Source organism: Saccharothrix sp. HUAS TT1 (assembly GCF_040744945.1).
Lineage (GTDB): Bacteria > Actinomycetota > Actinomycetes > Mycobacteriales > Pseudonocardiaceae > Actinosynnema.
In genome coordinates this window covers 601,451-628,144 of sequence record NZ_CP160453.1, presented here as the reverse complement: position 1 = coordinate 628,144, position 26,694 = coordinate 601,451, and the positions used below count along the sequence as shown (strand labels likewise).

At 72.4% G+C, this 26,694-nt stretch carries 24 protein-coding genes, 1 pseudogene and 1 riboswitch; of the genes and pseudogenes, 14 read left to right on the top strand and 11 right to left on the bottom strand.

The window, feature by feature from the left end; genetic code table 11:
- Positions 1-8: 8 nt before the first annotated feature.
- Entirely contained in the window at positions 9-851 is an 843-nt protein-coding gene (locus AB0F89_RS03080) for a DUF6542 domain-containing protein (RefSeq protein WP_367132326.1), read from the top strand.
- A gap of 24 nt (positions 852-875) precedes the next feature.
- On the opposite strand, the gene AB0F89_RS03075 is transcribed toward AB0F89_RS03080, so the two are convergent.
- On the bottom strand, positions 876-1,373 hold the full coding sequence (locus AB0F89_RS03075) for a methylated-DNA--[protein]-cysteine S-methyltransferase (protein ID WP_367132324.1): 498 nt from the start codon (positions 1,371-1,373) through the stop codon (positions 876-878).
- A complete protein-coding gene (locus tag AB0F89_RS03070) occupies positions 1,370-2,638 on the bottom strand; it encodes an AlkA N-terminal domain-containing protein (protein WP_367132322.1) in 1,269 nt (422 codons plus the stop codon). Before AB0F89_RS03070 ends, AB0F89_RS03075 begins: the two co-directional genes overlap by 4 nt.
- 80 nt (positions 2,639-2,718) lie before the next feature.
- Here AB0F89_RS03070 and ychF point away from each other — a divergent pair, with 80 nt between their 5' ends.
- From ychF to AB0F89_RS03055, 3 genes are all read left to right on the top strand, one after another.
- Complete coding sequence (gene ychF / locus AB0F89_RS03065) at positions 2,719-3,798, top strand: redox-regulated ATPase YchF (RefSeq protein ID WP_367132320.1); 1,080 nt, start codon at positions 2,719-2,721, stop codon at positions 3,796-3,798.
- A gap of 78 nt (positions 3,799-3,876) precedes the next feature.
- A complete protein-coding gene (locus AB0F89_RS03060; RefSeq protein ID WP_367139193.1) occupies positions 3,877-4,011 on the top strand; it encodes a hypothetical protein in 135 nt (44 codons plus the stop codon).
- Positions 4,008-4,343, top strand: a complete 336-nt coding sequence (locus AB0F89_RS03055) for a type II toxin-antitoxin system death-on-curing family toxin (protein ID WP_367132318.1) — start codon at positions 4,008-4,010, stop codon at positions 4,341-4,343. The genes AB0F89_RS03060 and AB0F89_RS03055 overlap by 4 nt, the downstream gene beginning before the upstream one ends.
- A 243-nt stretch (positions 4,344-4,586) precedes the next feature.
- Here the strand turns inward: AB0F89_RS03055 and AB0F89_RS03050 are convergent.
- Positions 4,587-4,946: pseudogene (locus tag AB0F89_RS03050) on the bottom strand (Uma2 family endonuclease); the annotation flags it as partial.
- Positions 4,947-5,355: 409 nt separating this feature from the next.
- Between AB0F89_RS03050 and AB0F89_RS03045 the strand changes: the two are divergent.
- Positions 5,356-6,555 carry a mannosyltransferase gene (locus tag AB0F89_RS03045; RefSeq protein WP_367132316.1) on the top strand — a complete coding sequence of 400 codons (1,200 nt, stop codon included), beginning with the start codon at positions 5,356-5,358 and terminating at the stop codon, positions 6,553-6,555.
- Here AB0F89_RS03045 and AB0F89_RS03040 read toward each other — a convergent pair.
- Complete coding sequence (locus AB0F89_RS03040; protein WP_367132314.1) at positions 6,514-6,807, bottom strand: 4a-hydroxytetrahydrobiopterin dehydratase; 294 nt, start codon at positions 6,805-6,807, stop codon at positions 6,514-6,516. The two genes, AB0F89_RS03045 and AB0F89_RS03040, sit on opposite strands and share 42 nt — an antisense overlap.
- 33 nt (positions 6,808-6,840) lie before the next feature.
- Positions 6,841-6,957: riboswitch (TPP riboswitch) on the top strand.
- Between AB0F89_RS03040 and AB0F89_RS03035 the strand changes: the two genes are divergently transcribed.
- From AB0F89_RS03035 to AB0F89_RS03025, 3 genes are all read left to right on the top strand, one after another.
- Positions 6,945-7,976 carry a thiamine ABC transporter substrate binding subunit gene (locus tag AB0F89_RS03035; protein WP_367138672.1) on the top strand — a complete coding sequence of 344 codons (1,032 nt, stop codon included), beginning with the start codon at positions 6,945-6,947 and terminating at the stop codon, positions 7,974-7,976. Its footprint overlaps the riboswitch before it by 13 nt.
- A gap of 41 nt (positions 7,977-8,017) precedes the next feature.
- On the top strand, positions 8,018-9,565 hold the full coding sequence (locus AB0F89_RS03030; protein ID WP_367138670.1) for an ABC transporter permease: 1,548 nt from the start codon (positions 8,018-8,020) through the stop codon (positions 9,563-9,565).
- The gene (locus tag AB0F89_RS03025; protein WP_367132312.1) at positions 9,565-10,536 is read left to right on the top strand and encodes an ABC transporter ATP-binding protein; all 972 of its coding nucleotides are present in this window, start codon (positions 9,565-9,567) and stop codon (positions 10,534-10,536) included. The genes AB0F89_RS03030 and AB0F89_RS03025 overlap by 1 nt, the downstream gene beginning before the upstream one ends.
- A 358-nt stretch (positions 10,537-10,894) precedes the next feature.
- On the opposite strand, the gene AB0F89_RS03020 is transcribed toward AB0F89_RS03025, so the two are convergent.
- The 5 genes from AB0F89_RS03020 to AB0F89_RS03000 form a co-directional block, all read right to left on the bottom strand.
- Positions 10,895-12,481 carry a DUF6345 domain-containing protein gene (locus AB0F89_RS03020; protein ID WP_367132310.1) on the bottom strand — a complete coding sequence of 529 codons (1,587 nt, stop codon included), beginning with the start codon at positions 12,479-12,481 and terminating at the stop codon, positions 10,895-10,897.
- 186 nt (positions 12,482-12,667) lie between these two features.
- Positions 12,668-13,174, bottom strand: coding sequence for a GNAT family N-acetyltransferase (locus AB0F89_RS03015; protein ID WP_367132309.1), 507 nt, complete (start codon positions 13,172-13,174; stop codon positions 12,668-12,670).
- Positions 13,175-13,188: 14 nt separating this feature from the next.
- Positions 13,189-14,022 (bottom strand): ABC transporter permease, encoded by an 834-nt coding sequence (locus tag AB0F89_RS03010; protein WP_367132307.1) that lies wholly within the window; start codon positions 14,020-14,022, stop codon positions 13,189-13,191.
- On the bottom strand, positions 14,019-15,032 hold the full coding sequence (locus AB0F89_RS03005; protein WP_367132305.1) for an ABC transporter ATP-binding protein: 1,014 nt from the start codon (positions 15,030-15,032) through the stop codon (positions 14,019-14,021). Before AB0F89_RS03005 ends, AB0F89_RS03010 begins: the two co-directional genes overlap by 4 nt.
- The gene (locus AB0F89_RS03000; RefSeq protein WP_367132303.1) at positions 15,029-16,165 is read right to left on the bottom strand and encodes an outer membrane lipoprotein carrier protein LolA; all 1,137 of its coding nucleotides are present in this window, start codon (positions 16,163-16,165) and stop codon (positions 15,029-15,031) included. Before AB0F89_RS03000 ends, AB0F89_RS03005 begins: the two co-directional genes overlap by 4 nt.
- 138 nt (positions 16,166-16,303) lie before the next feature.
- Between AB0F89_RS03000 and AB0F89_RS02995 the strand changes: the two genes are divergently transcribed.
- From AB0F89_RS02995 to AB0F89_RS02985, 3 genes are read left to right on the top strand one after another with little or no spacing between them, the layout of a single operon-like run.
- Positions 16,304-17,038 (top strand): response regulator transcription factor, encoded by a 735-nt coding sequence (locus AB0F89_RS02995; protein ID WP_367132301.1) that lies wholly within the window; start codon positions 16,304-16,306, stop codon positions 17,036-17,038.
- Complete coding sequence (locus AB0F89_RS02990; protein ID WP_367132299.1) at positions 17,035-18,318, top strand: sensor histidine kinase; 1,284 nt, start codon at positions 17,035-17,037, stop codon at positions 18,316-18,318. Before AB0F89_RS02995 ends, AB0F89_RS02990 begins: the two co-directional genes overlap by 4 nt.
- A gap of 26 nt (positions 18,319-18,344) precedes the next feature.
- Positions 18,345-19,160 (top strand): NUDIX domain-containing protein, encoded by an 816-nt coding sequence (locus AB0F89_RS02985; RefSeq protein ID WP_367132297.1) that lies wholly within the window; start codon positions 18,345-18,347, stop codon positions 19,158-19,160.
- Between the two features lie 150 nt (positions 19,161-19,310).
- On the opposite strand, the gene trpS is transcribed toward AB0F89_RS02985, so the two are convergent.
- Both trpS and AB0F89_RS02975 read right to left on the bottom strand, forming a co-directional pair.
- Positions 19,311-20,276, bottom strand: coding sequence for a tryptophan--tRNA ligase (gene trpS, locus AB0F89_RS02980; RefSeq protein ID WP_367132295.1), 966 nt, complete (start codon positions 20,274-20,276; stop codon positions 19,311-19,313).
- Between the two features lie 280 nt (positions 20,277-20,556).
- Complete coding sequence (locus AB0F89_RS02975) at positions 20,557-20,730, bottom strand: hypothetical protein (protein WP_367132293.1); 174 nt, start codon at positions 20,728-20,730, stop codon at positions 20,557-20,559.
- A 146-nt stretch (positions 20,731-20,876) separates the two neighbouring features.
- Here AB0F89_RS02975 and typA point away from each other — a divergent pair, with 146 nt between their 5' ends.
- The 3 genes from typA to AB0F89_RS02960 all read left to right on the top strand — a co-directional run bounded on the left by typA (position 20,877) and on the right by AB0F89_RS02960 (position 26,683).
- The gene (gene typA / locus AB0F89_RS02970; protein ID WP_367132291.1) at positions 20,877-22,778 is read left to right on the top strand and encodes a translational GTPase TypA; all 1,902 of its coding nucleotides are present in this window, start codon (positions 20,877-20,879) and stop codon (positions 22,776-22,778) included.
- Between the two features lie 116 nt (positions 22,779-22,894).
- Positions 22,895-24,565: an ABC transporter family substrate-binding protein gene (locus AB0F89_RS02965; RefSeq protein WP_367132289.1), complete on the top strand. Its 1,671-nt coding sequence runs from the start codon at positions 22,895-22,897 to the stop codon at positions 24,563-24,565.
- Positions 24,566-24,856: 291 nt separating this feature from the next.
- Positions 24,857-26,683, top strand: a complete 1,827-nt coding sequence (locus tag AB0F89_RS02960; RefSeq protein ID WP_367132287.1) for an ABC transporter family substrate-binding protein — start codon at positions 24,857-24,859, stop codon at positions 26,681-26,683.
- Positions 26,684-26,694 lie beyond the last annotated feature (11 nt).

Genomic DNA, 26,694 nt, shown 5'->3' with positions numbered 1-26,694 from the left:
GAGTGTGCGTGACCGCTGCTATGCGTGACGACTCGCGCAGCGAACCGGAGGACGACGAGCTTTCCGCCGTCCGCTGGAACGACCGCGCCATGTTCGGCAGCTTTAGGGGTTTGCCCTGGTGGGCGGCTGTGCTCATCGCGTTCGTGGTGGCCATCGTCGGCACCTACGTCGACGTAGGCTCGGCCGCTCAGACCGTGGGCTGGGTGTTCGGGATCACGTTCTTCGTCGGCTGCGTCGGCGCGGTCGTGTTCGTCGAGCGCCGCTCGATGTTCGGCCCGGTCGTCCAGCCGCCGCTCGTGCTGGCCATCGTGGTGCCGCTGCTGGTGGTGTTCACCCAGGGGCTGCCCGAGGGCGGGCTCGCGTCGGCGGGGCTGAAGCTGGGCAAGCCGCTGATCGACGGCTTCCCGGCGATGGCGATCACCACGGCGTGCACGGTGGTGCTGGGCATCCTGCGGGTGATGAGGCAGAAGGACCCGAACCGGCTGACCAAGGACGAGATCCGCGAGGCCAAGCGCAAGCCGGAGAAGTCGCGTCGCGCCGACAAGGCCGACCGCGCAGACCGGTCCGACCGCGCCGAACGGGCTGACCGCGCTGACCGGGCCGCCGCCGAGAAGCCGCAGCCGTCGGAGGACCGCCCCAAGAAGCGCCCCCGAGCCGACCGGGCCGATCGCGCCGACCGGGCCGACGCTCCCGCCGAACGCCGCCGCCCCGCCGCCGCGGACGGTGACGAGAGCCGCCCCAAGCGCCCCCGCCCGGCCAACGCCACCGGCAACCCGGACCGCCCCCGCCGTCCCGCCCCGCCCCGCGAAGGCGGTCGTCCCCGCCGCCCCCGCCCCCGCGACGACGAGTGACCGCGCGGGCGGCCCGCCGCCCGGTCAGGACTCGTGGCCCAGCAGCCAGCGCTTCACGTCCGGCCCCCAGCGGAAGTCGCCCGGCGCGCCGCCCGTGCGGATCACCCGGTGGCACGGCACGAACAGCGTCACCGCGTTGCGCGCGCACGACGTCGCCGCGGCTCGCACCGCCGCCGGCCGGCCCGCCAGCAGGGCGAAGTCGGCGTAGCTGATCGGCTTGCCCGCCGGCACCGTCCGCAGCGCGTCCCACGCCTGCCGCATGAACTCGCCCGCGCGCTGGCGGACCGGGACGTCGTCGATCGCCGACAGCTCCCCGGCGTGGTAGGCCCGCACCGCCCTGGTCACCGCGCCCAGGTCGCGGCGGGGCGTCAGCGACGTCGGCCGCAGGGACGGCGACACCTGCGGCAGCAGGTCGTCCACGTCCGAGGTCCAGCCGCTGGCCAGGACCACGCCGTCCATGGCGACGACGGCGGTGAAGGGGCCGATCGGGGTTTCGGTCGTGGACACGTGTCCAGTGCTCATGCGGTCCTCCCGAGGTGCATCGCGGCGTAGGAGCGCCAGGGGCGCCACGCGACGTTGTCGCTGGTCAAAGGGATGTCAGGGGCGCCGAGCACGCGCATCACCACGTACGAGGCGACCTCCGGGCCGACGCCGGGGAACGCGGTCAGCTCGGCGTGCAGCTCGTCCGCGTCCCGGCCCACGTCGACCTTCAACGTGCCGTCCGCCAACGCCCGAGCCACCGGCGAGTCGATCGCCGCCGGCGCCGGGTACAGGTGCGTCACCGGCCCGTCCGGCTGCTCCAACGCCTCACCGCGCACGTCGTGCCCGAGCGCCCTGAGCAGGGTTTCCGCGCCGTCGACGCTGCCCGGCAGCCGCACGCCGGGCCGGGCGAGCACCGACGGGCGCAGCGCCGGGTCGGCGGCCAGGAAGTCGTCCACGGCCACCGGGTCGGCGTCGAGGTCGAGCAGCCGCCGCACCCGGCTCACCGCGCTGCCCAGGTCGCGCAGGTCGGTCAGCCGCAGCGAGCACGACACGTGCCCGGCCGCCGGTTCCAGCCGCACGGTCGCCTGGCCGTGCGGCAGGCGCAGCGACCGCGCGTAGCAGCGGTCCGTGACGTGCTCCACGCCCGGGATCGCGGTCGCCCGGAAGTGCGCGAGCAGGCCCGCCGCGTCGAACGGCGGCCGGTACGGCAGGCGCAGCGTGATGCGGCCCGCCGAGGTCGACGCGGCCCGGGCCGAGCGCATCGCCGACGGGGTGGCGGCGAACACCGCCCGGATCGTCTCGTTGAACTGCCGGACGCTGGCGAAACCGGCCGCGAACGCGACGTCGGCGAACGCCAGGTCCGTCGTCTCGATCAGCAGCCTCGCCGAGTGGGCGCGGTGCGCGCGGGCCAGCGCGAGCGGTCCGGCGCCCAGCTCGGCGGTCAGCACGCGGGTCAGGTGGCGTTCCGAGTAGCCCAGGCGCGCCGCGAGCCCCGGCACGCCCTCGCGCTCCACCACGCCGTCGGAGATCAGGCGCATGGCGCGGGCGGCCAGGTCGGCCCGCAGGTTCCACTCCGGCGAGCCGGGCACGGCGTCGGGCAGGCACCGGCGGCACGCCCGGTAGCCGGCGGACTGGGCGGCGGCCGCGGTCGGGTAGAACTCGGCGTTGCGGCGCTTCGGCGTGATGGCGGGGCAGGACGGCCGGCAGTAGATGCGGGTCGTGCGCACGGCGAGGATGAAGCACCCGTCGAACCGGGCGTCGCGGGCGGCGACGGCCCGGTAGGCGCGTTCGTCGTCGAGGAGCATGCACCTCACTCTGCCAGCGCGAAGAGGTCCGGTCTCGCGGGAATCGGACACGGCGGCGGGGGCGCGTAGACTCACCTCCCGTGAGTTTGACCCTCGGCATCGTCGGCCTGCCCAACGTCGGCAAGTCCACCCTGTTCAACGCCCTCACGCGCAACGACGTGCTGGCGGCGAACTACCCGTTCGCGACCATCGAGCCGAACGTCGGCGTGGTGCCGCTGCCGGACGCCCGCCTCGGGAAGCTGGCGGAGATCTTCGGCTCGGAGCGCGAGGTGCCGGCGGTGGTGTCGTTCGTCGACATCGCGGGCATCGTGAAGGGCGCGTCGGAGGGCGCCGGCCTGGGCAACAAGTTCCTCGCCAACATCCGCGAGGCGAACGCGATCTGCCAGGTCATCCGGGTGTTCGACGACTCCGACGTGATCCACGTCGACGGCCGCGTCGACCCGGTCGCCGACATCGAGACGATCAACACCGAGCTGATCCTGGCCGACCTCCAGACGCTGGAGAAGGCCGTGCCGAGGCTGGAGAAGGAAGCCCGCACGCAGAAGGACCGCCGCCCGGCGCTGGAGGCGGCGAAGCAGGCCCGCGACATCCTCGACGGCGGTCGCACGCTGTTCGCCGCGCAGTCCGAAGTGGACGGTTCGCTGCTGCGCGAGCTGAGCCTGCTCACCGCCAAGCCGTTCCTGTACGTGTTCAACGCCGACGAGGGCGTGCTCACCGACGAGGCGAAGCTCAAGGAGCTGCGCGAGCTGGTGGCGCCCGCGGACGCGGTGTTCCTGGACGCCAAGGTCGAGGCGGAGCTGCTGGAGCTGGACGAGGAGTCCGCCCGCGAGCTGCTGGAGTCGATCGGCCAGCACGAGCCGGGCCTGCACGCGCTGGCGCGAGCCGGTTTCCACACCCTGGGCCTGCAGACCTACCTGACGGCCGGCCCGAAGGAATCGCGGGCGTGGACCATCCCCAAGGGCGCCACCGCGCCGCAGGCGGCCGGCGTCATCCACACGGACTTCGAGCGCGGCTTCATCAAGGCCGAGGTGGTCTCGTTCGCGGACCTCGTGGAAGCCGGCTCGATGGCCTCCGCCAAGGCCGCGGGCAAGGTGCGCATGGAGGGCAAGGACTACGTCATGGCCGACGGCGACGTGGTGGAGTTCCGCTTCAACGTGTAGTCGCGGCCCGACACCTCCCGCGCAGGAGTCAGCGCGCCACCCCTCGACGGCGTCCGGCGAAAGATCGGTGGTGTGGCGATGACGTCAAGGCCGACCGAGGAGCAGGAACGCGCGGACGCCGCCGCGCGCCGGGTCCGCCAGGACCGTGTCCGGGCACTCTCCGGTGAGGGCCGCGAGCGGTACGCGGGGTTGCTCGACCGGCTCTCGCAGTGAACTTCGAGTACCCGCCCCTGGAAGACCTGCCGGCCCACGACCTCGGCCGCCCACCGTCGCGGTCGTCGCTGACGGGGCGGGACGCCTACGGCGGGGTGGACGAGAAGGCCGCCGTGCTGCTGGAGCCGATCGTACGCAACCACCCGTTGATCGACGGCAACAAGCGGCTGGGGTGGCTGGCGGCGTTCGTCTTCCACGGCCTCAACGGAATCGACTTGGACGCACCCGAGGACGACGCCTACGACTTGGTCATCGGTCTCGCCACCGGTGCGGTGGACCACGTCGAGGCGGCGCGGCACCTCGGCTCCTGGACTCGTCGGTCGGTCCCCTGAACGTGGAGTTCCGGTTCAACGTCCGATCGGCGCGAGAGATCGTTGGGCCGCGTCGAGGAGTTCGACCACGCACGATGAGCCGTCCGGTCTGAGCAGGGGGGCGGTCCCGGGGCACGGCCGCTATTCCGGCAGCGCTTTCGGCTCGTCCGCGCACCAGTCGGAAACGACCGGGGCGTTCCTCACGTCGGCCGCTCTTGCCACTGTGACAGTGGGGTGGCACGGAGGAGCGGGTGACCGCGATGGTCAGCGGTCGGGCACGAGCTTCGCCAGGTCGATGTCGATCTCGAACGGCACCGGGACGTGGAGGGAGTCGCGGAAGACGCCGGTCGACGTGTAGGCCCTGGTCGGCTCGTCCAGTTCGTAGACGTGCACGACCGGGCCGGTGGCCTCGTCCTCGACCAGCCAGTGGTGCCGGATGCCTGCCGCGGCGTACTTGGGCAGCTTCACCGTGCGGTCCCGGAAGGCGGACTCGGGTGAGACGACCTCGACCACCAGCAGCACGTCGCCCGGCTCGAACCACGTCCGATCCGGGTCGTAGGGAGCCGACGACACGAGGACATCCGCTTCCGGGCGGTTGCGGGCGTCGAGCCGGATCGTCATCTCGCGGTCGACCTCGGCACCGTGAGGCGCTTGGCCCTAGAGCGCGGCGGACGCATCCAGTCGGGCAAGTCGGCCATGTCCTCACCGTAGTGCGGTTCGGTGACCTGAGCTGCGCCTGAGCCGGGACCGCCGGTCCCCGACCGACCCCGGGCAGCAGTCGGGGCGGTGCGTTCGACGCACCGCCCCGAGGTACTGTGCACGTGCGTCAGCGCACCTGCTTGCGACTGTGGCGGGCGAGGGCGAAGACGCCCCCCGCGGTGGCGAGCATCCCCAGTGCGGAGACGGTGAACACGACGATGTCGGTGGTCATGCGGTTTACCCCTTGCGTTGATCTCCCACTCGTCTTGACGCTCGGGTACCCGGTTTCGTGGCCCGGCAGTCGTGTAATTCACACCTTCGTGGAGGTAGAGCAGTGACGTTGCGCGCACTTGAGGGGCGGGTGCTCGCCTTCGCGCCGTGGATCCTGGGCGCCTCCCTGCTCGGGCACCTGGCCATGGTGGCCTTCCAGACGAAGATGACCATGGTCGACCTGATGGTCTACCGGAACGCCTCGCCCGAGCTGTTCACCGGCCTGCTCTACGAGTGGCGGCTGGAGGAGTTCTCCGACCAGTTCGCCCTCCCGTTCACCTACCCGCCGTTCTCCGCCATCGTCTTCGTGCCGCTCTCCTGGGTGCCGTGGGGCGTGGCCCGGTGGTCCTGGCAGCTGGTCAGCCTCGCCTGCCTGTGGTTCATCACCCGCAAGTCGCTCCAGCTCGCCGGCCGCGCCGACCCGCGCCGCGCGATGCTGTGGACCGGCCTGTTCATCTGGGTCGAGCCGGTCCGCACGACGCTGAACTACGGCCAGATCAACCTGGTGCTGGCGGCCCTCCTGCTCGGCGCGATGGTCAGCGCCCGCCGCTGGAAGCAGGGCGCGGGCGTCGGGATCGCGGCCGGGTTGAAGCTCACGCCCGCCATCTCCGGCCTCTACTTCCTGGTCAACCGCCAGTACAAGGCGGCGGTGTGGTCGGTCGTGGCGTTCTTCGGCACGGTCGCGGCGGCGTACGCGGTCTCGCCGAGGCTGTCGAACGAGTACTGGTTCCACCTGCTCGGCGACGCCTCGCGGGTCGGGCCGGTCGGCTCGGCGATCAACCAGTCGCTGCGCGGCGCCCTGTCCCGCACGGTCGGCCACGACATCGGCACCGGGCCGGTCTTCGTGGCCGCCGTGGTGGTCGCGGCGGTGCTCGCCGGGTTCGCGCTGCACGCGGCCGTCAAGGCCCAGGACGTGCTGGCGATGATCGTGGCCGTGCAGTTCCTCGGCCTGCTGGTCTCGCCGATCTCCTGGAGCCACCACTGGGTCTGGGCGGCGCCCGCCCTGATGTGGCTGCTGTACGCGGCCAAGCACCGGCTGGCGGCCGTCACGGCGGTGGCGTGGCTCCTGGCGATCGGCAGCTACCTGATCTCGTTCCTGCTCAACGCGCAGCCGTCGATCTGGGTCATCCCGCGCCCCTGGTACTACGCGGCGCTGGGCTGGGTCTACCCGGCGGTGGGCGTGCTCACCCTCGTCACGATCGCCGTGGTCCTGCGGCAGCGGTCAACCGAGGACGTCGAGCACTCCGTCGATCTCCTCCGCTAGGGACACGTCCAGCGCGGTGATCCCGCCGGTCGAGTGCGTGCTGCAGCGGAACGTCAGCGTGCGCCAGCGGATGTCGATGTCCGGGTGGTGGTCGTCGTTCTCGGCGATCTCCGCTACCCGGTTCACCACCTGCAACGCCCGCGCGAAGCTGTCCAGCTCCACCGTGCGCACCAGCGCGGCGTCCTGCGCGCGCCACGAGGGCAGCGACCCCAGCGCGGCGGTCACCTGGTCGTCGGTCAGCAGTTCGGCCATGGGACCGATCGTGCCACCGCGCGGGGTAGGCTGCGCGTTCACCACGGGAGTCCGGTGTTGCGCCGGGCTGAGAGGAAGGCGCGCGAGCCTTCGACCGTCCACACCTGATCCGGGTCATGCCGGTGTAGGGAGAGATGATGTTCCGACGAGTGCTGCCCGCAGTGACCGCGTTCGCGCTGCTCACCGCCTGTTCGGTGACCACCTCGGACGCGCCGGCGCCGGGGGAGCGGGTCGTCACGCTGGTGACGCACGACTCGTTCGCCCTCACGCCCGAGCTGCTGGAGGAGTTCAAGACCGGGACCGGCATCACGATCAAGCCGCTGGCCAGTGGTGACGCCGGCGAGGTCACCAACAAGCTGGTGCTCACCAAGGACGCCCCGATCGGCGACGTCGCCTTCGGCGTGGACTCCACGTTCGCCTCGCGCGCGTTGGCGGAGGACGTGTTCGAGGAGTACGCGAGCCCCGAGGCGCAGAAGGGCGCGCAGCGCTACCAGCTCGACCCGCCGAACCGGCTGCACGCGGTGGACGTCGGCGACGTGTGCCTGAACATCGACGTCGCCGCCTTCAAGGACATCGGCGAGCCCGAGCAGTACGCCGACCTGGCCGACCCCAAGTACCGGGACATGCTGGTGGTCGAGGACCCGGCCACCTCCTCGCCCGGCCTGGCGTTCCTGCTCGGCACGATCGACCAGTTCGGCGACAACTGGACGAACTACTGGGGTCAGCTCAAGGCCAACGGCGTGAAGGTCGTCAGCGGCTGGGAGGAGGCGTACACCCAGGACTTCTCCGGCTCCAGCGGCAAGGGGCCGCGGCCGATCGTGGTGTCCTACGCGTCCTCGCCGTCGGCGGAGATCGGCGACGACGGCGCGCCGCGCACCAAGGCGCTGCTGGACACCTGCTACCGCCAGGTCGAGTACGCGGGCGTGCTGAAGGGCGCGAAGAACCCCGAGGACGCGCGCAAGGTCCTCGACTTCCTGCTCGGCGAGAAAGTGCAGGCTGACGTGCCGGGCCAGATGTACGTCTACCCGTCCCGCGAGGGCGTCGCGCTGCCCGAGGCGTGGGCGAAGGCCGCGCCGCTGCCCGCCACCGCGCGGTCGCTGCCCGCCGCCGAGGTCGACGCGAACCGCGAGCAGTGGGTGCGGCAGTGGCGCACGCTGGTCCAGGGCTGAGGTCGGGACCGGGTCCGAGGCTCGCCTGGTCGCTGGCCGCGCTGCTGCCCCTGGCGTTCCTGGGCGTGTTCTTCGCCTGGCCGGTGGCGGCGATCGTCGGGCTCGGCCTCGGCGAGGGCGGCGTGCTGCCGGTCCTGGCCCGCGCCGACACCTGGGACCTGATCGGGTTCACCCTCGGCCAGGCCGCGGCGGCGACGGCGCTGGCGCTGGTCACCGGCCTGCCGGTGGCGTTCCTGCTGGCCCGCTGCCGGGTCCGCGGCGCGGGGGTGGTGCGGGCGGCGGTGATGGTGCCGTTCGTGCTGCCGACCGTGGTGGTGGGGCTGGCGTTCCGGGCGCTGTGGCCTTCCGGCGGCGTGCTGCCGATCGTGCTGGCCAACGCGTTCTTCAACGTCGCCGTGGTCGCCCGCACGGTCGGCGGCCTGTGGGCGCGGGTCGACCGGCGGGCGGAGGACGCGGCACGGGCGCTGGGCGCGTCACGGCTGCGCGCGTTCACGTCCGTGGTGCTGCCGTCGCTGGCGCCGGCGATCGGGTCGGCCGCGTCGGTGGTGTTCCTGTTCTGCGCCACCAGCTTCGGCGTGGTGCTGGTGCTCGGCGGCGCGCGGCACCGCACCCTGGAGACCGAGATCTACCTGCGCACGGTCGAGCTGTTCGACCTGTCCGGCGCGGCGGCGCTGTCGCTGGTGCAGTTCGCGGCGGTGATCGCGGTGCTGGTGGTCGGCGGGCTGGCGCGGCGCAGGCGGGAGAAGTCGCTGCCGCTGCGGGTGGAACCTCCCAGGCGGCCCGCGGGCGGTGAGTGGGCCGTGGTCGTGGCGGCCTGGCTCGTGGTGTCGGCGCTGCTCACGCCGGTGGTGGGGCTGGTGGTGAGGTCGCTGGCCACCCGGGACGGCTGGAGCTTCGCCGGGTACGCGGCGCTGGCCGGCACCGGTGAGCGCGGCACGCTGGCGGTGTCCGGGCTGGACGCGGCGGTGCGCTCGGTGCGGGTCGCGACCGACGCGACGCTGGTGGCGCTGCTGGTCGGGGTGGTGTCGGCGGTCGTGCTGGTGGGCCTGCGGCGGCACGGGTCGTGGTTCGCCGAGACCCTGGACACGGCGCTGATGCTGCCGCTGGGCGTGTCCGCGGTGACCCTCGGCTTCGGCTACCTGGTCACCATGGACGCGCTGCCCGGCGACTTCCGCACGTCACCGCTGCTGGTGCCGCTGGCGCAGGCGCTGGTGGTGACGCCGCTGATCGTGCGGATCGTGCTGCCGGTGCTGCGGGCGGTGGACGAGCGGCTGCGGCAGGCGGCGGCGACGCTGGGCGCGAGCCCGTGGCGGGTGTGGCGCGAGGTGGACTTCCCGCTGGCGGCGCGGTCGCTGCTGGCGGCGGCCGGGTTCGGGTTCGTGGTGGCGCTGGGGGAGTTCGGCGCGACGAGCTTCCTGGCCCGGCCGGACGCGCCGACGTTGCCGGTGGTGATCGCCCGGCTGATGTCGCGGCCCGGTGAGCTGAACAGCCAGATGGCCTACGCGGCGTGCGCGGTGCTGATGGTGGTGACCACGGCGGCCGTGCTGGTGATCGAGCGGCTGCGCGTGCCGAGCGGCGGGGAGTTCTGATGTCGTTGCGGGTGGACGGGTTGAGCGTGCGGTACGGCGACGTGGCGGCGGTGTCCGGGGTGGACCTGTCGATCGCCGACGGCGAGGTGGTGGCGCTGCTCGGGCCGTCCGGCTGCGGCAAGTCGACGCTGCTGCGCGCGGTGGCCGGGTTGGAGCCGCCCGGCGCCGGGACCGTGACGTGGGACGGCGTGGACCTGGCCGGGACGCCCGTGCACCGGCGTGGTTTCGGGCTGGTGTTCCAGGACGGCCAGCTGTTCCCGCACCGGGACGTGGCGGGCAACGTGGCGTTCGGGCTGCGGATGCGGCGGGTGGAGCGGGAGGCGCGGGAGAAGCGGGTGGCGTCGCTGCTGGAGCTCGTCGGCCTGGCCGGGTACGGCGGGCGGCGGGTCACCGAGCTGTCCGGTGGCGAGCAGCAGCGGGTGGCGCTGGCCCGCGCCCTCGCGCCGCGGCCGAGGTTGCTGCTGCTGGACGAACCGCTGTCCGCGCTGGACCGGGCGCTGCGGGAGCAGCTGGCGGTCGATCTGGCGCGGCTGCTGCGCGAGGCGGGCGCGACGGCGCTGGTGGTGACGCACGACCACGACGAGGCGTTCACGCTGGCCGACCGGGTCGCGGTGATGCGGGCGGGTCGCGTCGTGCAGGTCGGCGTGCCGACCGAGGTGTGGCGGCGGCCGGTCGACGTGGAGACGGCGCGGTTCCTCGGGTGCGGCAAGGTGCTGGCCGCCGACGCGGCCCGGGCGCTGGTCGGGGTGGACGGGCGGGTCGGGCTGCGGGCGACGGCGCTGCGGGTCGACCCGGGCGGGGCGGTCGAGGCGGAGGTGCTCGAACGGGTGCACCGACGTGACCACGTCCGGCTGCTGGTGCGGCTGGGGGACGAGGAGTTCGAGGCGGTCGCCCCGGTCGCCGCGCCACCGTCCCCCGGCGACCGGGTGCGGCTGGCCGTGGACCACGACGGCGTCGCCCTGATCGGCTGACCTGCGCCGCCACGGTCGTCCGCCGCCGTTGTCCACAGTTCTTCGAGGGCGGCTGCCCCCCGGCTCTGCCCCACCGCGACTACGAGCGGCGTTCCGGTGTTCCGACAACGCATTCCGGTGATCGACCCGACCGGCCGACCGCGGCGGGGATCGGGTGTGCCAGGGCCGAGGCACGGGTTGTGCTGACCTGTCCACAGCCCTGGCCGTCGTTACGGGAATCGTCTTGCCCCGCCGGCAGAATCAAAGCAGGGGTCCCCTGGGAGGGGACCCCTGCGATGCGTTGTCAGACGGCCAAGACGGTCAAGACGATCAGGTGATCAGGTGATCAGGTGATCAGAGCCGTCAGTCGGTCAGGCGGTCAGCTGGCGCCGGAGATCTTCCAGTACCCCACCGTGGGCAGCGTGTCCGGCCCGACCGGACCCATGCCCCAGAAGTGGTCGTCGAAGTTGGCGATCCACGAGTTGCCGATCGGACCCATGGTCGCCCACCGCACCCACGACGGCTGGGTGTCGATCGCCGCGCGGGACCACGCCACGCGCACCTTCAGCTTGTTGGTCAGCAGGTAGTTGGCGTACCTGGTGCCGAACGCGCCGCACTGCACCACGCTGGTCTCGAAGCTGTTGATCTGGTGCAGCCCCCGGAACGCCTGGCCCCACCGCTGCCACCACGCCTGGCCGCTCGCGGTCGGCTGGAGGAGGTTCGGCGTGTGCAGGCTCATCCACTCGGCGTCCCGGTTGCCCCAGCGCGCCTCGGTGTTGCGCAGCGTGCTGTCGTTGACGGCGCTGCACCCGGCGAACGACAGGCCGAACGCGCCGCCCAGCCCGCGGTGGTAGTTCAGGTCGACGTCGTCGGCGTACAGGTGGTCCTGGCCGCCGGGGAACGCCGGGTCCTTGAAGTCCTGCTCCCACGTGTTCCCGCCGGTCCAGCTGTGCTGCACCGGGATGCCGGCGCTGGTGAACCGGCTGTTGAAGCCGTTGACGTCGGCCGGGACGTTCGGCAGGCCCTGGCACGTCCCGGTGCCCGAGCTGCCGACGTCGATCCGGGTGGTCCACTGCGCGCCCACGTCGGAACGGGTGGCCGAGCGGGGCGGCACGGACGGGTCGAGCGGCGGGGCGGTGCTGCCGACGAGGGCGGGCAGGTAGATCACCGGCGACGACTCGGCGGTGTCCGCGCCCTGGCAGCGGAAGTACGGCTCCAGGTGCGTGGTGCCGGTGCCGAGCATGTTGTTCGCGTAGGTGTACTCCACCGAACCGAGCGAGTTGGCGCCCAGGACCTCGGCGCACTTGCGGTAGCCCTCCTGGAGGTCCACCACCGGCTTCGTGCCGACGGCGGCGAGGGTGCGGGTGGCGTAGGTGAGCTGGGTGACCGCGCCCGTGCCGTCCAGGGAGACCCGGACCTTGGAACCCGGCCCCTCCAGCGGGATGCCGTCGAGCTGGAACGCGAACGACACCGTGGTGTCCAGCTGGCCGCTGATCACCGGGTTGCCGTTGGCGTCGTGGATCTCGACCACCGTGTGCGACGCGCTCGCCGTGGCGTTGGCGGGCAGCAGCCCGACGCCGCGCAGGGCTTCCGTGACGCGCTTGGTCGCGTCGGCCAGGGGCACGCCCCGCAGCGCTCGGATCGCGTTGAGGTCGAGCTGGGTCTGCCGGGTCGCCCGACCGCTCTCGTCGGGCGCGCCCGCGCCGCGGTCGATGCCGGGCACGTGCAGGTGACGGGCCTCGTCGGTGAACGTGACGACGCCCTCGCGCGTGCGTTCGACGGTCTTCAACCCGAACGCCCGCTGCAGGGCCGTCGCCTGGTCCAGGGTCAGGCCCTCGGAGCGGACGGCGTAGATGGGCAGTTCGCCGGCCGCGGTCGCGGTCGCGGCGGTGGCGCCGGTGAGCGCGGCGGCGCCCAGCATCCCGGACAGGGCGAGCAGCGTCGCTCCCCGTCGTCTCGTGGACATGCGTTCCCTCCTCCTGCGCCGCGGGGCAGGGCCCGCGGCACGTGAGGAGGATTTGCGGCGAAAGGGGTTGATACCGGACAGACCGCGCGCCACTCGATCGCGCCAACGTTGTAACTCCGTTGGCGCACAAGGAAATGCTCGAACCCGCACATCAGCGGTCGGCGGGCTTCGGGTATCCGCACGGGGTCAGGGGCGGAGCTGGAGAGCGTATTCCACGTCGCCGTGTTCGGCGCCCTCGACGTGCTCCGGCCACTCCTCGTGGAACGTCCGCACGTGCTCCAGCCCCACCTTCTCCAGCACCCGCCGCGACCCGGTGTTCACCACCATCGCGTACCCCACGACCCGCTCCACCCCGGTCGCCCGCGCGTGCTCCACCAACGCCGACGCGCCCTCGGTGGCGTAACCGCGACCCCAGAAGTCGGGGTGCAGCCGATAGCCCAACTCGGCCGCACCCGCGCCCGCCGCGCTCAGCTCGAACCAGCCGATGAACGCGCCGGACGCCTTCTCGTGCGCCGCCCACCAGCCGCCGCCGAGCACCTTCGGCAGCACGACCCGCTCCACGTCGGCCCGCGACACCGGTTTGCCGTCCTCGATGAACCGCATCACCCGCGGCTCGCCGAGCAACCACGCCAACGAGTCCACATCGGACTCCACGAACCCCCGCAACGCCAACCGGCCGGTCTCCAGGTGCACCGGCCGATTGTCGGCTAGCTGTCCTTCGTCGCCAACCGCATTGCGGCCAGCGACAGCCCGATGACGATGTAGCACGCGGCCAGCGCCGTGCTGCGCCACAGCTGCTCGGTCGGCAGCGGGTCGCGCATGACGTCGATCAGGCCGCTCCACGCCGACGTGATGAGGTACGGGTGCAGCCAGTCCAGCGCGCTGAACACGCCGAGCACCTGGAACACGATCACACCGGCCATCGTCGCGGCCATCACCACCAGCGGGTGCTCGGTGCACGCCGAGATCGCCAGCGCGATCGCCGCCACGCCCCACACCTGCACGGTGACCAGCAGGACCGCCAGCAGGATGCGGCCCAGCGCGCCGCCGAGCGACAGCGTGCTGCCGGACAGCGTGAGCATCCCGCCGCCGCCGAACAGCACCACACCGGTGATCGCGCCGACGACCGCGATCAGCACGACCGCGAACAGCGACATCGTGGCCACGCCGAACGCCTTCACGCCCAGCAGTCGGACCCGCCCGATCGGCGAGATCATCAACCCGCGCAGCGTGCCGTGCTGCGCCTCGCCCGCCAGCCCGTCGGCCGCCCAGATGGCGCCGACCAGCGGCATCAGCAGCGGCAGGGCCAGGAATAGGGTGAACACCGGCAGCACCAGGCCGTTGCCCGCGACGATCGCGGCCAGGCCGGGTCCGGCGGGGCCGTCGCCGTCGACCGCGAACCACAGCCCGATCCCGGCCAGGACCGGCACCAGGCACAGCGACGCCAGTCCGATCACCGTCCGCGGCCGGCGCAGGATCCAGCGCAGCTCCGAGCGCAGTTGCCTGCCCAGCGGAGCGCGCGTGGCGACCAGCGCGCTCATCGGGACCCCTCCTCGATCGTGTCCACCGCGGACAGGTTGTGCTCGGACTCCTCGGCCTCGGTGAGCCGGGCGAACAGCTCCTCCAGGCCGGTGCGGTGCCGGCGCGCCTCGTGCACCGGGACGCCCGCGGTCACCAGCGCCTCCACCACGGCGGGCGCGGTCGTGCCGATCAGCTCGACCCGCACGCCCCCCTCGAACGGCCGCGCCGAGATCCGGCCCGCGCGCAGCGCGTTCAGCGCGTCGTCCACGTCCGGCGTGACGATCAGCAGCGAGCTGCTGTCGGCGTGCAGCAGCTCGGCCAGCTCCCCCTGCGCCACGACGGTCCCCCGGTGCAGCACGGCCACGTGCGTGCACGTCGCCTCGATCTCGCTGAGCAGGTGCGACGACACGACGACCGTGCTGCCCGCCTCGTGCAGGTCCGCGATCACCCTGCGCACCTCGCGGGTGCCCGCCGGGTCCAGGCCGTTGGTCGGCTCGTCCAGCACGATCAGCTCGCGCCGGACCAGCAGCGCCGAGGCGATCCCCAGCCGCTGCTTCATGCCCAGCGAGTACCCCCGGTAGCGCCGGTGCGCGGCGGCGGTGAGGCCGACCCGCTCCAGCGCGTCCTCCACGGCCCGCGGGATGTCGGCGGTGGCGAGCAGCGGCTCGAACGCCGCCGCCCGCCGCAGGTTCTCCCGACCGGACAGGAACGGGTGGAACCCCGGACCCTCGACCAGCGCGCCGACGTGCGGCAACGCCTCCGCGGCGCCGTCGGGCAGGGCCTTGCCCAGCAGCTCGACCTCCCCCTCGGTCGGCCGCACCAGCCCGAGCAGCATGCGGATCGTGGTGGTCTTGCCCGACCCGTTCGGGCCGAGCATCCCGAGCACCGCACCTCGCGGCACCTCCAGGTCCACCCGGTCCACCGCGACGGTGCTCCCGTACACCTTGCGCAGCCCCCGCGTCCGGGCCGCGAGGACCGGGGTGGAGCCGGCGGTCACCGGCTCCACCCGCGCGCTGGTCGAGGTGGTCACTTGACCTGGCCGATCGCGTCCACCAGCACCTGCTCCGGCACCGCGCCCGCGGCCACCCGGCCGTCGTCGGCGATCAGCAGGCCGCCGACCCGGGTCGTGATGAGCGTGCCCGAGCCCCAGTCGCCGCTGACCTGCTTGCCCAGCTGCTGGAGCAGGCCCCGCACGTCCTGCTGACCGAACTCCGGCCGCTCACCGCCGCGCTCGCCCCGCTCCGGCTGCTGCCGCATCAGGTCGCCCAGCGCGTTGCCCGGCACGCGCGCCGCCAGCACGACGTCCCAGCCCTCGCCGATGACCTGGGGGTTCGCCTCGCTGAACGCCTGCTCGGCGGCGGCCTTCCGCTCCGCCGACGGCTCGTCCAGGTCCGGCACGACCACCTCGGCCCCGGCGGGCGGGGTGAAGGTGAACAGCGACGCGTCCTGCGGGCCCACGTTCAGCTCGGAAAACCCGACCTGCACGGCGGGCGCGTCCGTGCCGTTGGTCAGCACGGCCACCCGCAGCGGCGCCCGCAGCTCCGCGTCGACCGCGACGCGCACCTCGCGCAGCACCGTCTTCTCGGTCGGCTTCGGGGTCAGCACCAGCTCGTACACCGGCCGGTTGGCCACCCGCGCGGTGCCGTCGACGGTGACGTCGCTGAACTCCTGGATCGCGGCCACCACCTGCCGCGACAGCGTCACCGGGTCGGTCGGCGCGGCGTCCTGGTCCACGCCCAGCCCCGGCTTGCGCCCCTCCTGCTCGAACGAGCCGTGCGGCATCTTCCGCACGGTCTGCTCGGCCGAGTCCCACAGCCACGCCGTCTCGCCGTCGTCGACGAGCGTGCGCTCGGAGTCGCCGGCGGGCAGCTGGACCCGCAGCTTGCCCTGGCCGTCGGTCCACATCCGCAGCGTGCTCGGACCGTCCGACAGCTGCGGCACGCCGGCGATCGCCGGGATGCCCAGGTCGTTGTTCACCGCGACCGAACCGCCGAACGCGGCCGGCTTCGCGTTCAGCACGGACTCCACCAGCGCCTCGGCGGTGACGTCCGGCAGCACCGGCGCGGGCCCGGCGCCGGCGGGCATCGCGAGCACCCCGAGCCCGGTCGCGCCGGCGATCACGCCGACCGCCGCCGCCGCGACGGTCACCCTTCTGCGGTTCATGTCCCCTCCTCCTACCGGGCAGCCCCTTGCGACCCGACGACGCAGACACTCCTCCGGCGGCCCTGAGATCGCGCTGAGAGCGTTCTGGAGCCTGAGAGCGCACTGAGACTCCCGCGCCGATTGTCCTCCTCGCGGGGCATGCTGTGGGGCGTGAGACCACGGGTGCTGGTTGTGGACGACGAGATCGGCGTGCGGCGCGCGTTGGAGCGCGGCCTGTCCGCGGAGGGCATGGAGGTGGTCACCGCCGCCGACGGCCCCAACGCCCTGCGGGTGGCGTTGACCGGCGCGTTCGACGTGGTGCTGCTGGACATCATGCTGCCCGGCCTGTCCGGCTACCGGGTGCTGCAGCGGATGCGCGCCGAGGGCGTGCGCACGCCGGTGCTGATGGTCTCGGCCAAGGACGGCGAGGTCGACCAGGCCGACGGCCTCGACCTCGGCGCGGACGGCTACCTGGTCAAGCCGTTCTCGTTCGTGGTGCTGGTGGCGCAGGTGCGGGCGCTGCTGCGGCGCAACTCCGCCGACCTGGCGCGGCGGCGGCTCAAGCTGGGCGAGCTGGTGGTGGACCGCGCGCTGCGCGAGGTGAGCTGGGCCGGCGAGCCGGTGTCGCTGTCGCCGCGCGAGTACGCGGTGCTGGACGTGCTGGCCAGCCGGGCCGGGTCGGTGGTGACCAAGGACGAGCTGCTGCGCGCGGTGTGGGGCGACGAGCAGGCGGCGACCCGCAACGCGGTGGAGGTCTACGTCGGCTACCTGCGGCGCAAGCTGGACGCGACGGGCGCGGGCGAGGTCGTGCGGACCGTGCGCGGCCACGGCTACCTGGCGTCCACGCCCGACCTGGACGCGGCGCTGGGTGCGGCGGGGACCAGGCGCAGGTGAACCCGCGGCGGTGGTGGCTGCGGCGGTGGTGGCTGCGCCGCACCCTGCGGTTCCGGATCACCGTCGTCGCGACCGGCGTCGCCCTGCTGTGCCTGCTCGCGTTCACCCTGCTGGCGCCCCAGCTGATCGGGATGGTGCAGGTCAAGGCGGTGGACCGGGAGCTGGCCAAGGCGGAGAACGCGCGGGTGCTCGACACCGCGGGCAACCCGCTGGACGGCGGTCCGCGGCCCGACCTGACCGCCGCCGACGTGCGCCGGCTCAAGGCGGGCGAACCCGTGCTGCGGATCGACGGGCCGAGCGCGCACCGGTGGACCGGGCGGGTGGTGTTCGCCGCCGACGGCACCCCCGAGCTGCACGTCGCCGGCGACACGCTGGTCGGCTACCGCGAGGCGAACCGGCTGGGCACGCGGTGGCTCGCGGTGGCCGCGGTGCTGGTCGCCGGGCTGGTCGGGATCGCCACGTGGCTGGCCGTGCGGTCGTCGTTGCGGCCGGTGGAGCGGATGCGGGTGGCGGCGGCCGAGCTGCCGCGCGGTCAGCGGCTGCCGGTGCCGGCCGCACGGGACGAGCTGCAAGCGCTTGCGGAGGCGTTGAACGCCCTGCTCGCCCGGCGCGACGAGGCCACCGAGCGGCTGCGCCGGTTCACCGGCGACGCGGCGCACGAGCTGCGCTCGCCGGTGACGTCCGTGCGGGCGCAGGCCGAGGTGGCGGTGGCGCACCCCGACCCGGACTTCTCCATCGAGGTGCTGGAATCGGTGGTGGAGGAGTCCGAGCGGCTGTCCGCGCTGGTCGACGCGCTGCTGATCCTGGCCCGCGCGGACACCGGCGAGCTGCCGCGCGCCGAACCGGTCGACCTGGTGCTCCAGGCGCAGGCCGCGGTGGACCGGCTCGGCGAGACGGAGCTGCTGGTGCGGCTGGCCGCGCCGATGAGCGCGTGCCTGATCTCCGCCGCCGGGACCGAGGTGGAGCTGGTGCTGGACAACCTGCTGCGCAACGCGGCCAGGTACGCGCGCACGTTCATCCGGATCTCGGTGCTGCCCGCCGCGCGCGAGGTGCGGCTGCTGGTGGACGACGACGGGCGCGGCATCCCCGAGGAGCACCGGGAGAAGGTGTTCGACCGGTTCTACCGGGTCGACTCCGACCGCGGCCGGGCGACCGGCGGGTTCGGGCTCGGGTTGGCGCTGGTCGCGCACCTCGTGCGGCGGCGTCGCGGCACGATCCGCGCGGGCGAGTCGCCGGAGGGCGGCGCCCGGCTGGAGGTGCGCTGGCCGCTCTACCGGTGAGCGCGGGGGTGGCAGGATCGGCGACCGTGCCCGAGCTGAGAACCACCACCCTGGTCGACGCGCCGCTGCGGACCGTCGCCGCCGCGTTGCTGGACGCCCGACTGCTGGCGCGGGCCGTGCGGGGGCTGGGCGTGCGGATCTCCGGTGTCGGGCCGGTGCTGTTCGCGGGCGCGTCGCTGGCGGGGTCCGTCGGGCCGGTGACCGGGCGGCTGGTCGTGACGCGGGCCGACACCACCGGTGTGTCGGCGGAGCTGGTCGGCGGGCCGCTGCCGCGGTTCACGCTGGTCACGGACCTGCTGCACACCGGCGGCGGCACGATGGTGGTCGACTCGGTGGAGTGGACCAGCCCCGGCGGGCCGTTCGGCCGCCTCGCCGACGTCGTCGTGGGCCGCGGCCTGGCCCTGAAGGTGCTGGAAGCCCGTGCTGCCGCCGTTTCGGCTCGGAGCGTCGAACTCCTGCACGCGCGCGTAGTAGTAGGGGCCGCGATCATCCGCGATGGCCGACTCCTGGCCCAACAGCGCTCCTACCCGCCGGAAGCCGCCGGCAAGTGGGAACTGCCCGGCGGCCGGGTGGAACCGGGCGAAGCGGACCACGCCGCCGTCGTCCGCGAGTGCGCCGAGGAGCTGGCCGTCACCGTCACCCCGGGCGCCCAGCTGGGCCCGGACATCCCCCTGCGCCCCGACCTGCTGCTGCGCGTCTACCTCGCCGACCTCGCCACCGGCGCCCCGACCCCCGTCGAGCACCGCGCCCTGCGCTGGCTGACCGCCGACACCCTGACCACCGTCGACTGGCTCCCCGCCGACCGCGTCCTCCTCCCCACCCTCCACCCCCTCCTCACCTAACCCCCGCGAGAGTCCAACGTTCAGCACGCGAGAGTCCTACGTTCACGCACCCCGAGTTCAACGCTCGCGGCTAACGGCGTTAGGGCTGAGCGTTGAACTCAGGGGCGCTGGACGTAGGACTCTCGCGGCTTGGAGGTTGGACTCTCGGGTTCAGGTCAGGCCGGAGAGGCGGAGGGCGGCGTCGAGGCGGTGGGTGCAGCGCTCGCGGGAGCGGGTGGCGCCGCGGGCGCGGGCGCGGTCCAGCTCGGCGGGGTCGTCCAGCAGCTGCCGGGTGCGCTCGCGGACCGGGCGCAGCTCCTCGACGACCGCCTCGGCGGTCAGCTCCTTCAGCGAGGAGTAGTCGCGCACGGTGCCGGCCAGCTCCTCGGCGGCCTTGCCCGTGCACGCCGCCAGGATCTCCAGCAGGTTCGCCACGCCGGGCTGCTCGTCCGGCGCGTAGCGCACCTCACCCCGGTCGTCGGTCACCGCGCGCCGCACCTTCCGCCGCACGAGGTCGGGCGGGTCGAGCACGAACACCGTGCCCGCCGCGTCCGCCGCCGACTTGGCCATCTTCCGCGACGGGTCGGCCAGGTCGCGCACCCGCGCCGCGGTCGGCGGCACCACGGCCTCCGGCACCGCGAACACCTCGCCGTACGTGCCGTTGAACCGCCGCGCCAGCACCCGCGCCAGCTCCACGTGCTGCCGCTGGTCGTCGCCGACCGGCACCTCCTGCGCGCCCTGCAGCAGGATGTCGGCCGCCATCAGCACCGGGTAGGTGAGCAGGCTCAACCGGACCGACGCCCGACCGCCCGACTTCTCCTTGAACTGGATCATCCGGGCCGCCTCGCCGTACGTGCAGGTGCACTCCAGCACCCACGTCAACGCCCCCAGCTCGCGGACCAGGTCGGACTGCACGGCCACCGAGCGCGGGTCGACGCCGGTGGCGACGAGCACCGCCAGCTGCTCCCGCGTCAACGACCGCAACCGCGCAGGGTTGTGCGACGTCGTCATCGCGTGCAGGTCGCTGATGAAGTAGACGTCCTCTTCGGTCCCCTCGGCCGCCCACCGCCGCATCGCGCCGAGGTAGTTGCCCAGCTGGACGTGGCCGGACGGGGTGATGGCGGAAAGCCTGATCATCGTCATCCCTTCGGGTGTCACCCACCCGATGCGATGCCCCCGAACGCAAGAAGGCCGCCCCGAGCGGGCGGCCTGCGTGTGGTTGCGCGCAGTTCTCAAGGCCGCCGGAAGGCGGACCACCAGAACGTGTGAAGAGTGCGCACGCCGGCGATTCTAGCGGGTCACCCCGGCCGCCGGGGAGCCCTCCCGGACCGCGCCCGAGCAGGCCAGGGTCGGCGAAGCGGTGCCGGGCCGGTAGCGCCGCCCGCGCCCCACCCGGCGCCCGGCCGGGCGGTGGGCCTCACGCGGCCAGGTCACGGCCCTTCTTGCCCTTGCGCTCCTGCTTGGCGGCCTTCTTCGCCGCCTTCTTCTTCGCCTTGAGCAGGGCCACCACCGGGCAGCTCTTGCAGCGCGGTGTCGAACGGCAGCACTTCTTCTTCACCTTGACCTTGCCCACGCGGCGTGCTCCACTCATCCAGGTGTCCTCAGAGTAGGTGAGGCTGACCTCACCTACCGTCCGTGTGTGGTAAGGGCGCCACGCCCGGTAAGCTGTACTCAGGCTGCGCGCGATCCACGTCCGGCGCCTGGCTTCCCTCGCACAGACAGCTCTAGGAGTTCCGCGTGCCCACGGCCACCGCGTCGATCAAGGAAACGCTGGTCCGCAACGACCTGCGCAACGTCGCGATCGTCGCGCACGTTGACCACGGCAAGACCACTCTCGTCGACGCCATGCTCCGCCAGTCCGGCGCCTTCTCCGAGCGAGCCGAGCTCGTCGACCGGGTCATGGACTCGGGCGAGCTGGAGCGCGAGAAGGGCATCACGATCCTCGCGAAGAACACCGCGGTCCGCCGGCACACGCCGGACGGCCCGGTGACCATCAACGTGGTGGACACCCCCGGCCACGCCGACTTCGGCGGCGAGGTCGAGCGCGGCCTGTCCATGGTCGACGGCGTCGTGCTGCTGGTGGACGCCTCCGAGGGCCCGCTGCCGCAGACCCGGTTCGTGCTGCGCAAGACGCTGGCCGCCGGCCTGCCGGTGATCCTGGTGGTGAACAAGGTCGACCGCCCCGACGCCCGGATCTCCGAGGTCGTCGAGGAGGCCCACGACCTGCTGCTCGACCTGGCGACCGAGGTCGGCGCCGACGACTCGGTGCTCGACCTGCCGGTCGTCTACGCCTCGGCCCGCGCCGGCCGGGCGTCGCTGAACCAGCCCGAGGACGGCGGCCTGCCCGACGAGGAGAACCTGGACGTCCTCTTCGAGGTCCTGTTCAAGCACGTCCCGGCCCCGATGGGCGACGCGGACGCGCCGCTGCGCGCGCTGGTGACCAACCTCGACGCGTCGTCGTTCCTCGGCCGCATCGCGCTGTGCCGCATCGAGGCCGGCCGCGTCCGCAAGGGCGAGACGGTGGCCTGGTGCCGCGAGGACGGCTCGATCCACAAGGTCCGCATCACCGAGCTGCTGATCACCGAAGCGCTCGACCGCGTGCCCGCCGAGCAGGCGCGGGCCGGTGACCTGGTCGCCATCGCGGGCATCCCGGAGATCACCATCGGCGACACGCTCGCCGACGTGGACAACCCCGAGCCGCTGCCGCGGATCACCGTGGACGAGCCCGCGATCTCGATGACGATCGGCGTCAACACCTCGCCGCTGGCCGGCCGCAACGGCGGCACCAAGCTGACCGCGCGGGTGCTCAAGGCCCGGTTGGACTCGGAGCTGGTCGGCAACGTCTCGGTGCGCGTGCTGCCCACCGAGCGCCCCGACACCTGGGAGGTGCAGGGCCGCGGTGAGCTGGCGCTGGCCATCCTGGTCGAGCAGATGAAGCGCGAGGGCTTCGAGCTGACCGTCGGCAAGCCGCAGGTCGTCACCAAGACGGTCGACGGCAAGCTGCACGAGCCGTTCGAGCGGCTGACGATCGACGCGCCGGAGGAGCACCTGGGCGCCATCACCCAGCTGCTGGCCAACCGCAAGGGCCGGATGGAGAACATGTCCGGCCACGGCTCCGGCCGGATCAAGCTGGACTACGTCGTGCCGTCGCGCGGCCTGATCGGCTTCCGCACCGAGTTCCTGACCGAGACCCGCGGCACCGGCATCGCCAACGCGGTGTCCGAGGGCTACGGCCCGTGGGCCGGCGAGATCCGGACCAGGCACAACGGCTCGCTGGTCGCCGACCGGTCCGGTCAGATCACCGCGTACGCGATGATCCAGCTGGCCGACCGCGGCACGTTCTTCGTCGAGCCGGGCGCCGAGGCGTACGAGGGCATGGTCGTCGGCGAGAACCCGCGCGCCGAGGACCTGGACGTCAACGTCTGCCGCGAGAAGAAGCTGACGAACATGCGCACGTCGACCGCCGACGTGATGGAGACGCTGGCCCGGCCGCGGAAGCTGTCGCTGGAGGAGGCGCTGGAGTTCTGCGCCGCCGACGAGTGCGTCGAGGTCGCGCCGGAGGTCGTCCGGGTCCGCAAGGTGACCCTGGACGCCAACCAGCGCGGTCGCGAGCGCAACCGCAACAAGCTGCGGGGCTGACACCCGTTCCTTATATATAGGGTGCGCTGACGGCGCCCCGGGCTCCGGCCCGGGGCGCCGTTCGCTTGGTGGGACCTGAGCGTCGACCGCCGGCGCCGTCTGGCACGCTCGTACCCATGGGGAAGCGAAAGGTCCTGGCGGTGCTGGCTGCGCTCGTGCTGGCGGGTTGCACGGCGACACCGCCGCCGCCCCTGGTGCCCTCGACGCCGGGCATGACCGTGGTCCCGAAGGAGAAGCAGAACGAGGTCGTCGTCGGCCTGGACGACATCAAGGGCGGCTACAACCCGCACACGCTGGCCGGGCAGAGCACGGTCACCACGGCGCTGGCCTCGCTGCTGCTCCCGTCGACCTTCCGCACCGACGCCGACGGCAGCCCGCGGCTCGACCTGGACCTGGTGGTCAGCGCCGAGGTCACCAGCGCCGAGCCGTACACGGTCACCTACGCGCTGCGACGGGACGCCAGCTGGTCGGACTCGGCGCCCATCGCGGCCGAGGACTTCGTCTACCTGTGGCAGCGGATGCGGCAGGAGCCGGGCGTGATCGACCCGGCCGGCTACCGGCTGATCGACGACATCACCAGCCGCGAGGGCGGCAAGGTGGTCGAGGTCGTGTTCAGCGAGCCGTACCCCGGCTGGCGGAGCCTGTTCCACGACCTGCTGCCCGCCCACCTGCTCAAGGACGCGCCCGGCGGGTGGGCGGCGGCGCTGGCGGACAGCTTCCCGGCGACCGCCGGGCCGTTCGCGGTCCGCACGCTCGACCAGCCGCGCGGCGAGATCGTGCTGGAGCGCAGCGACCGGTTCTGGGAGGCGCCGCCCGCGCTGGACCGGCTGGTGCTGCGCCGGGCGAGCCAGCACGACACGATCGAGGCGCTGGAGACCGGCGACGACCAGGTCGCCCTCCTGCGCGCGGACGCCATCGCGACCAAGGACGTCGAGGAGTTGGCCAAGGCGAACCCCCTCACCACGGTGGTGGTCCCCCGTCCGGAGGTCGTCCAGCTCCTGTTCCGCCCCGCGTCGCCCCGGATGCAGGACATCCGCGTCCGCACCGCCGTGATGAACGCGCTCGACCGCGACGACCTGATCGCCACCGGCACCCGCGGCGGGCCCAGTTCGGCGCTGCGCGCGGACGCCCAGGTGATCCCGCCGAGCAAGCGCGGCCACACCCCGACGATGCCCCCGGAGGCCGGTGACCCGGTGCAACTGCTCACCGAGGCGGGTTACACCCGGCCGGCGGGAGGCCAGTGGGGGAGGGAGGACAAGCCCCTGGAGCTGACCATCGCCGCACCGGCCGGCATCGAGCCGTACGTGACCATCGCGAACCGCGTTCAGAGTCAACTGTCATTGTCCGGAATCGCCGCACGCGTCCTGACAACGCAGCCCAATCAGTTGTTCGGCCAAGATCTGTCGGATACCGACGCGGCCAATGAGCCGGTGGACATTGCCGTGGTGCCGCTGGTCGACACCGGCGATTCCGCGGCCGTTCTGGCATCCGCATTCGGCTGCCGGCCGTCACCGGAGGACGGCGGTACACCCTTTCCGGCGAATCTGTCCGGTTTCTGCGACCAGGCGGTCCAGCCGGTGGTCGAACAGGCGCTGCGCGGCGAGGTGCTGCTCGCCGACGCCCTGGAGACGATCGAGCCGCTGCTCTGGCAGCAGGCCGTCGCGATGCCGTTGTTCCAGGTAGCGGACCTGATGGTGGTCCTACCGGACGCCGTCGACGTGACCGCCGGTGCTCCGTTCGCCGGCCCGCTGAGCACTGCCCGCACCTGGCGCCGCGAAGATCGTTGACCGTTGACCCGGACGTAACACTGGCTTCAAGATGCGCTCGTGGTGCAGTATTGACAGTATTCTCGTCGTCCGGTTAACGAACGCTCCCGCCCGGTAACGACGGAGTCGCGTGCTGCGACCAACGTGTCACCCTTTGGTCACGATCGGCCGATGGGCAGTGACCGTGCCGCGCACAGCTTCTTATCGTGCTGCAACGGTGTGTCGGTTCGGGGCGCGTTTGGCACATCACGGTTATGGGTGGAAGTCGGCCCAAACGGTCGCTCCAACCCAGTGCTAGGAGGGCACGTGTCGATGAGGAGATCAAAGGCTGTCTCGGCGCTTGCGCTGTTGACCGGAGCCGCGCTGGTGCTGAGCGCGTGTGGTGGCGGCGGCTCGAGCGGCGGCGACCAGAGCGGGCCGCAGGACCTCGACCCCGGTGCGATCGGCGGTCAGGACGAGCTGTTCAAGCGTCCGAAGGTGGAGGACATCGGCGAGATCGCGGTCGCCGTGGAGGAGGGCTTCCACAACTACAACAACAACATCGGCGCGACGAACAACTTCTCCAGCACCATCGCGCTGTCGAACGTGCAGCCTTCGCCGTACATCACCGAGCTGGTCGACGGCAAGGTCGTCATCAAGATCGACGGTGACCTGATGGAGTCCATCAAGGTCACGTCGAACGACCCGCAGACGATCGAGTGGAAGGTCCAGAAGGCCGCCGTCTGGTCCGACGGCGAGGCCATCGACTGCGACGACTTCCACCTCAAGTGGCTGGCCGCCACCAGCAAGGCCACCACCAAGAGCGAGGACGGCGAAGAGGCTTCGCTCTTCGACTCGTCGCCCACGGGCTACGAGAACATCGAGAAGCTCGAGTGCTCCGAAGACGGCAAGACCATCACCACGACGTTCTTCAAGGACCAGCCGTTCGCGGACTACCGCGGCCTGTTCTCGCAGCCCGGTAGCGACAGCCTGCTGCCGGCGCACGTCCTGGAGCAGAAGACCGGCGTCGCGGACATCACCAAGGTGCTGCCGAGCCAGAACGACGAGACGATCAAGACCGTCGCGACGTTCTACACCACCGGCTGGCTGGGCTTCGACGCGTCCGTCGCGCTGTCCGGCGGCCCCTACCAGATCACCTCCTCGGACCTCAAGGACCAGACGGTCCTGGAGCGCAACCCGAAGTGGTGGGGCAACCCCGGTGGCCCGGCCAAGGTCATCCTGAAGACGAACACCGACGCCCAGTCCGCGGCCCAGCAGCTGCAGAACAAGGAAGTCGCGGTCATCGCCCCGCAGGCCGACCCGGCCGTCGCGCAGCAGCTGCGCGACGACAGCGCGTTCAAGGTCTACGCGGCCGGTGGCCAGACCTACGAGCACGTCGACTTCAACATGGCGCTGCCGCTGTTCAAGGAGAACAAGGAGCTGCGCCTGGCGATCGCCCAGTGCTTCGACCGCGAAGCCCTGGTCGAGAAGCTGGTGTCGGACGTGGACCCGAACGCCAAGCCGCTCGGCAGCCTGACCTTCCAGCCCAACGAGGTCGGCTACGAGGACCACTACGGCGACGTCGGCAACGGTGACGTCGCGGCGGCCAAGAAGACGCTCGACGACGCCGGCTGGAAGCAGGGCGCCGACGGCATCTACACCAAGGGCGAGTTCCGCGCCTCGTTCAAGCTCGGCCACAAGATCGTGCAGCGTCGTGCCGACACGGCCCGCATCCTGCAGGACAAGTGCAAGCAGGCCGGCATCGAGATCGTCGCCGACCAGGCCGCCGACTTCAACGACAAGCGCCTCCCGGCCAGCGAGTTCGACGCCGCGCTGTTCGCGTGGGTCGGCCAGCCGCTGAAGGCCGGCGCCTACGGCAACTACGCCCAGAAGGACAAGGGCGGCTCCGGCAACTACAACAACTACGACTCCGCCGCGCTGACGGAGAAGTGGTCCGCCGCGAACGCCGAGCTGGACTACCAGAAGCGCATCACCATGATGAACGAAGCGGACAAGATCATGCGGGAGGACCTGCACAGCGTCCCGCTGTTCCAGCTGACCGACTTCGCCGCGTCGAGCGCGGACATCGGCCCGATCTCCTACATCGGTGTCGGCGGCGGTGTCACCTGGAACGTCTACGCCTGGCAGAAGCAGAAGTAGTGAACCGCCGG

Excerpts from the sequence above, each read along its gene's own strand:
- AB0F89_RS03070 (WP_367132322.1), bottom strand. The coding sequence starts at position 2,638 with ATGCTCCTCGACGACGAACGCGCCTACCGGGCCGTCGCCGCCCGCGAC.
- AB0F89_RS03000 (WP_367132303.1), bottom strand. The coding sequence starts at position 16,165 with ATGAACCGCAGAAGGGTGACCGTCGCGGCGGCGGCGGTCGGCGTGATC.
- AB0F89_RS03075 (WP_367132324.1), bottom strand. The coding sequence starts at position 1,373 with ATGAGCACTGGACACGTGTCCACGACCGAAACCCCGATCGGCCCCTTC.
- AB0F89_RS03010 (WP_367132307.1), bottom strand. The coding sequence starts at position 14,022 with ATGAGCGCGCTGGTCGCCACGCGCGCTCCGCTGGGCAGGCAACTGCGC.
- AB0F89_RS03040 (WP_367132314.1), bottom strand. The coding sequence starts at position 6,807 with ATGGCCGAACTGCTGACCGACGACCAGGTGACCGCCGCGCTGGGGTCG.
- AB0F89_RS03060 (WP_367139193.1), top strand. The coding sequence starts at position 3,877 with ATGACGTCAAGGCCGACCGAGGAGCAGGAACGCGCGGACGCCGCCGCG.
- AB0F89_RS03035 (WP_367138672.1), top strand. The coding sequence starts at position 6,945 with ATGTTCCGACGAGTGCTGCCCGCAGTGACCGCGTTCGCGCTGCTCACC.
- AB0F89_RS03025 (WP_367132312.1), top strand. The coding sequence starts at position 9,565 with ATGTCGTTGCGGGTGGACGGGTTGAGCGTGCGGTACGGCGACGTGGCG.
- AB0F89_RS03020 (WP_367132310.1), bottom strand. The coding sequence starts at position 12,481 with ATGTCCACGAGACGACGGGGAGCGACGCTGCTCGCCCTGTCCGGGATG.
- AB0F89_RS02995 (WP_367132301.1), top strand. The coding sequence starts at position 16,304 with ATGCTGTGGGGCGTGAGACCACGGGTGCTGGTTGTGGACGACGAGATC.
- AB0F89_RS02960 (WP_367132287.1), top strand. The coding sequence starts at position 24,857 with ATGAGGAGATCAAAGGCTGTCTCGGCGCTTGCGCTGTTGACCGGAGCC.
- trpS (WP_367132295.1), bottom strand. The coding sequence starts at position 20,276 with ATGATCAGGCTTTCCGCCATCACCCCGTCCGGCCACGTCCAGCTGGGC.
- AB0F89_RS02965 (WP_367132289.1), top strand. The coding sequence starts at position 22,895 with ATGGGGAAGCGAAAGGTCCTGGCGGTGCTGGCTGCGCTCGTGCTGGCG.
- AB0F89_RS02975 (WP_367132293.1), bottom strand. The coding sequence starts at position 20,730 with ATGAGTGGAGCACGCCGCGTGGGCAAGGTCAAGGTGAAGAAGAAGTGC.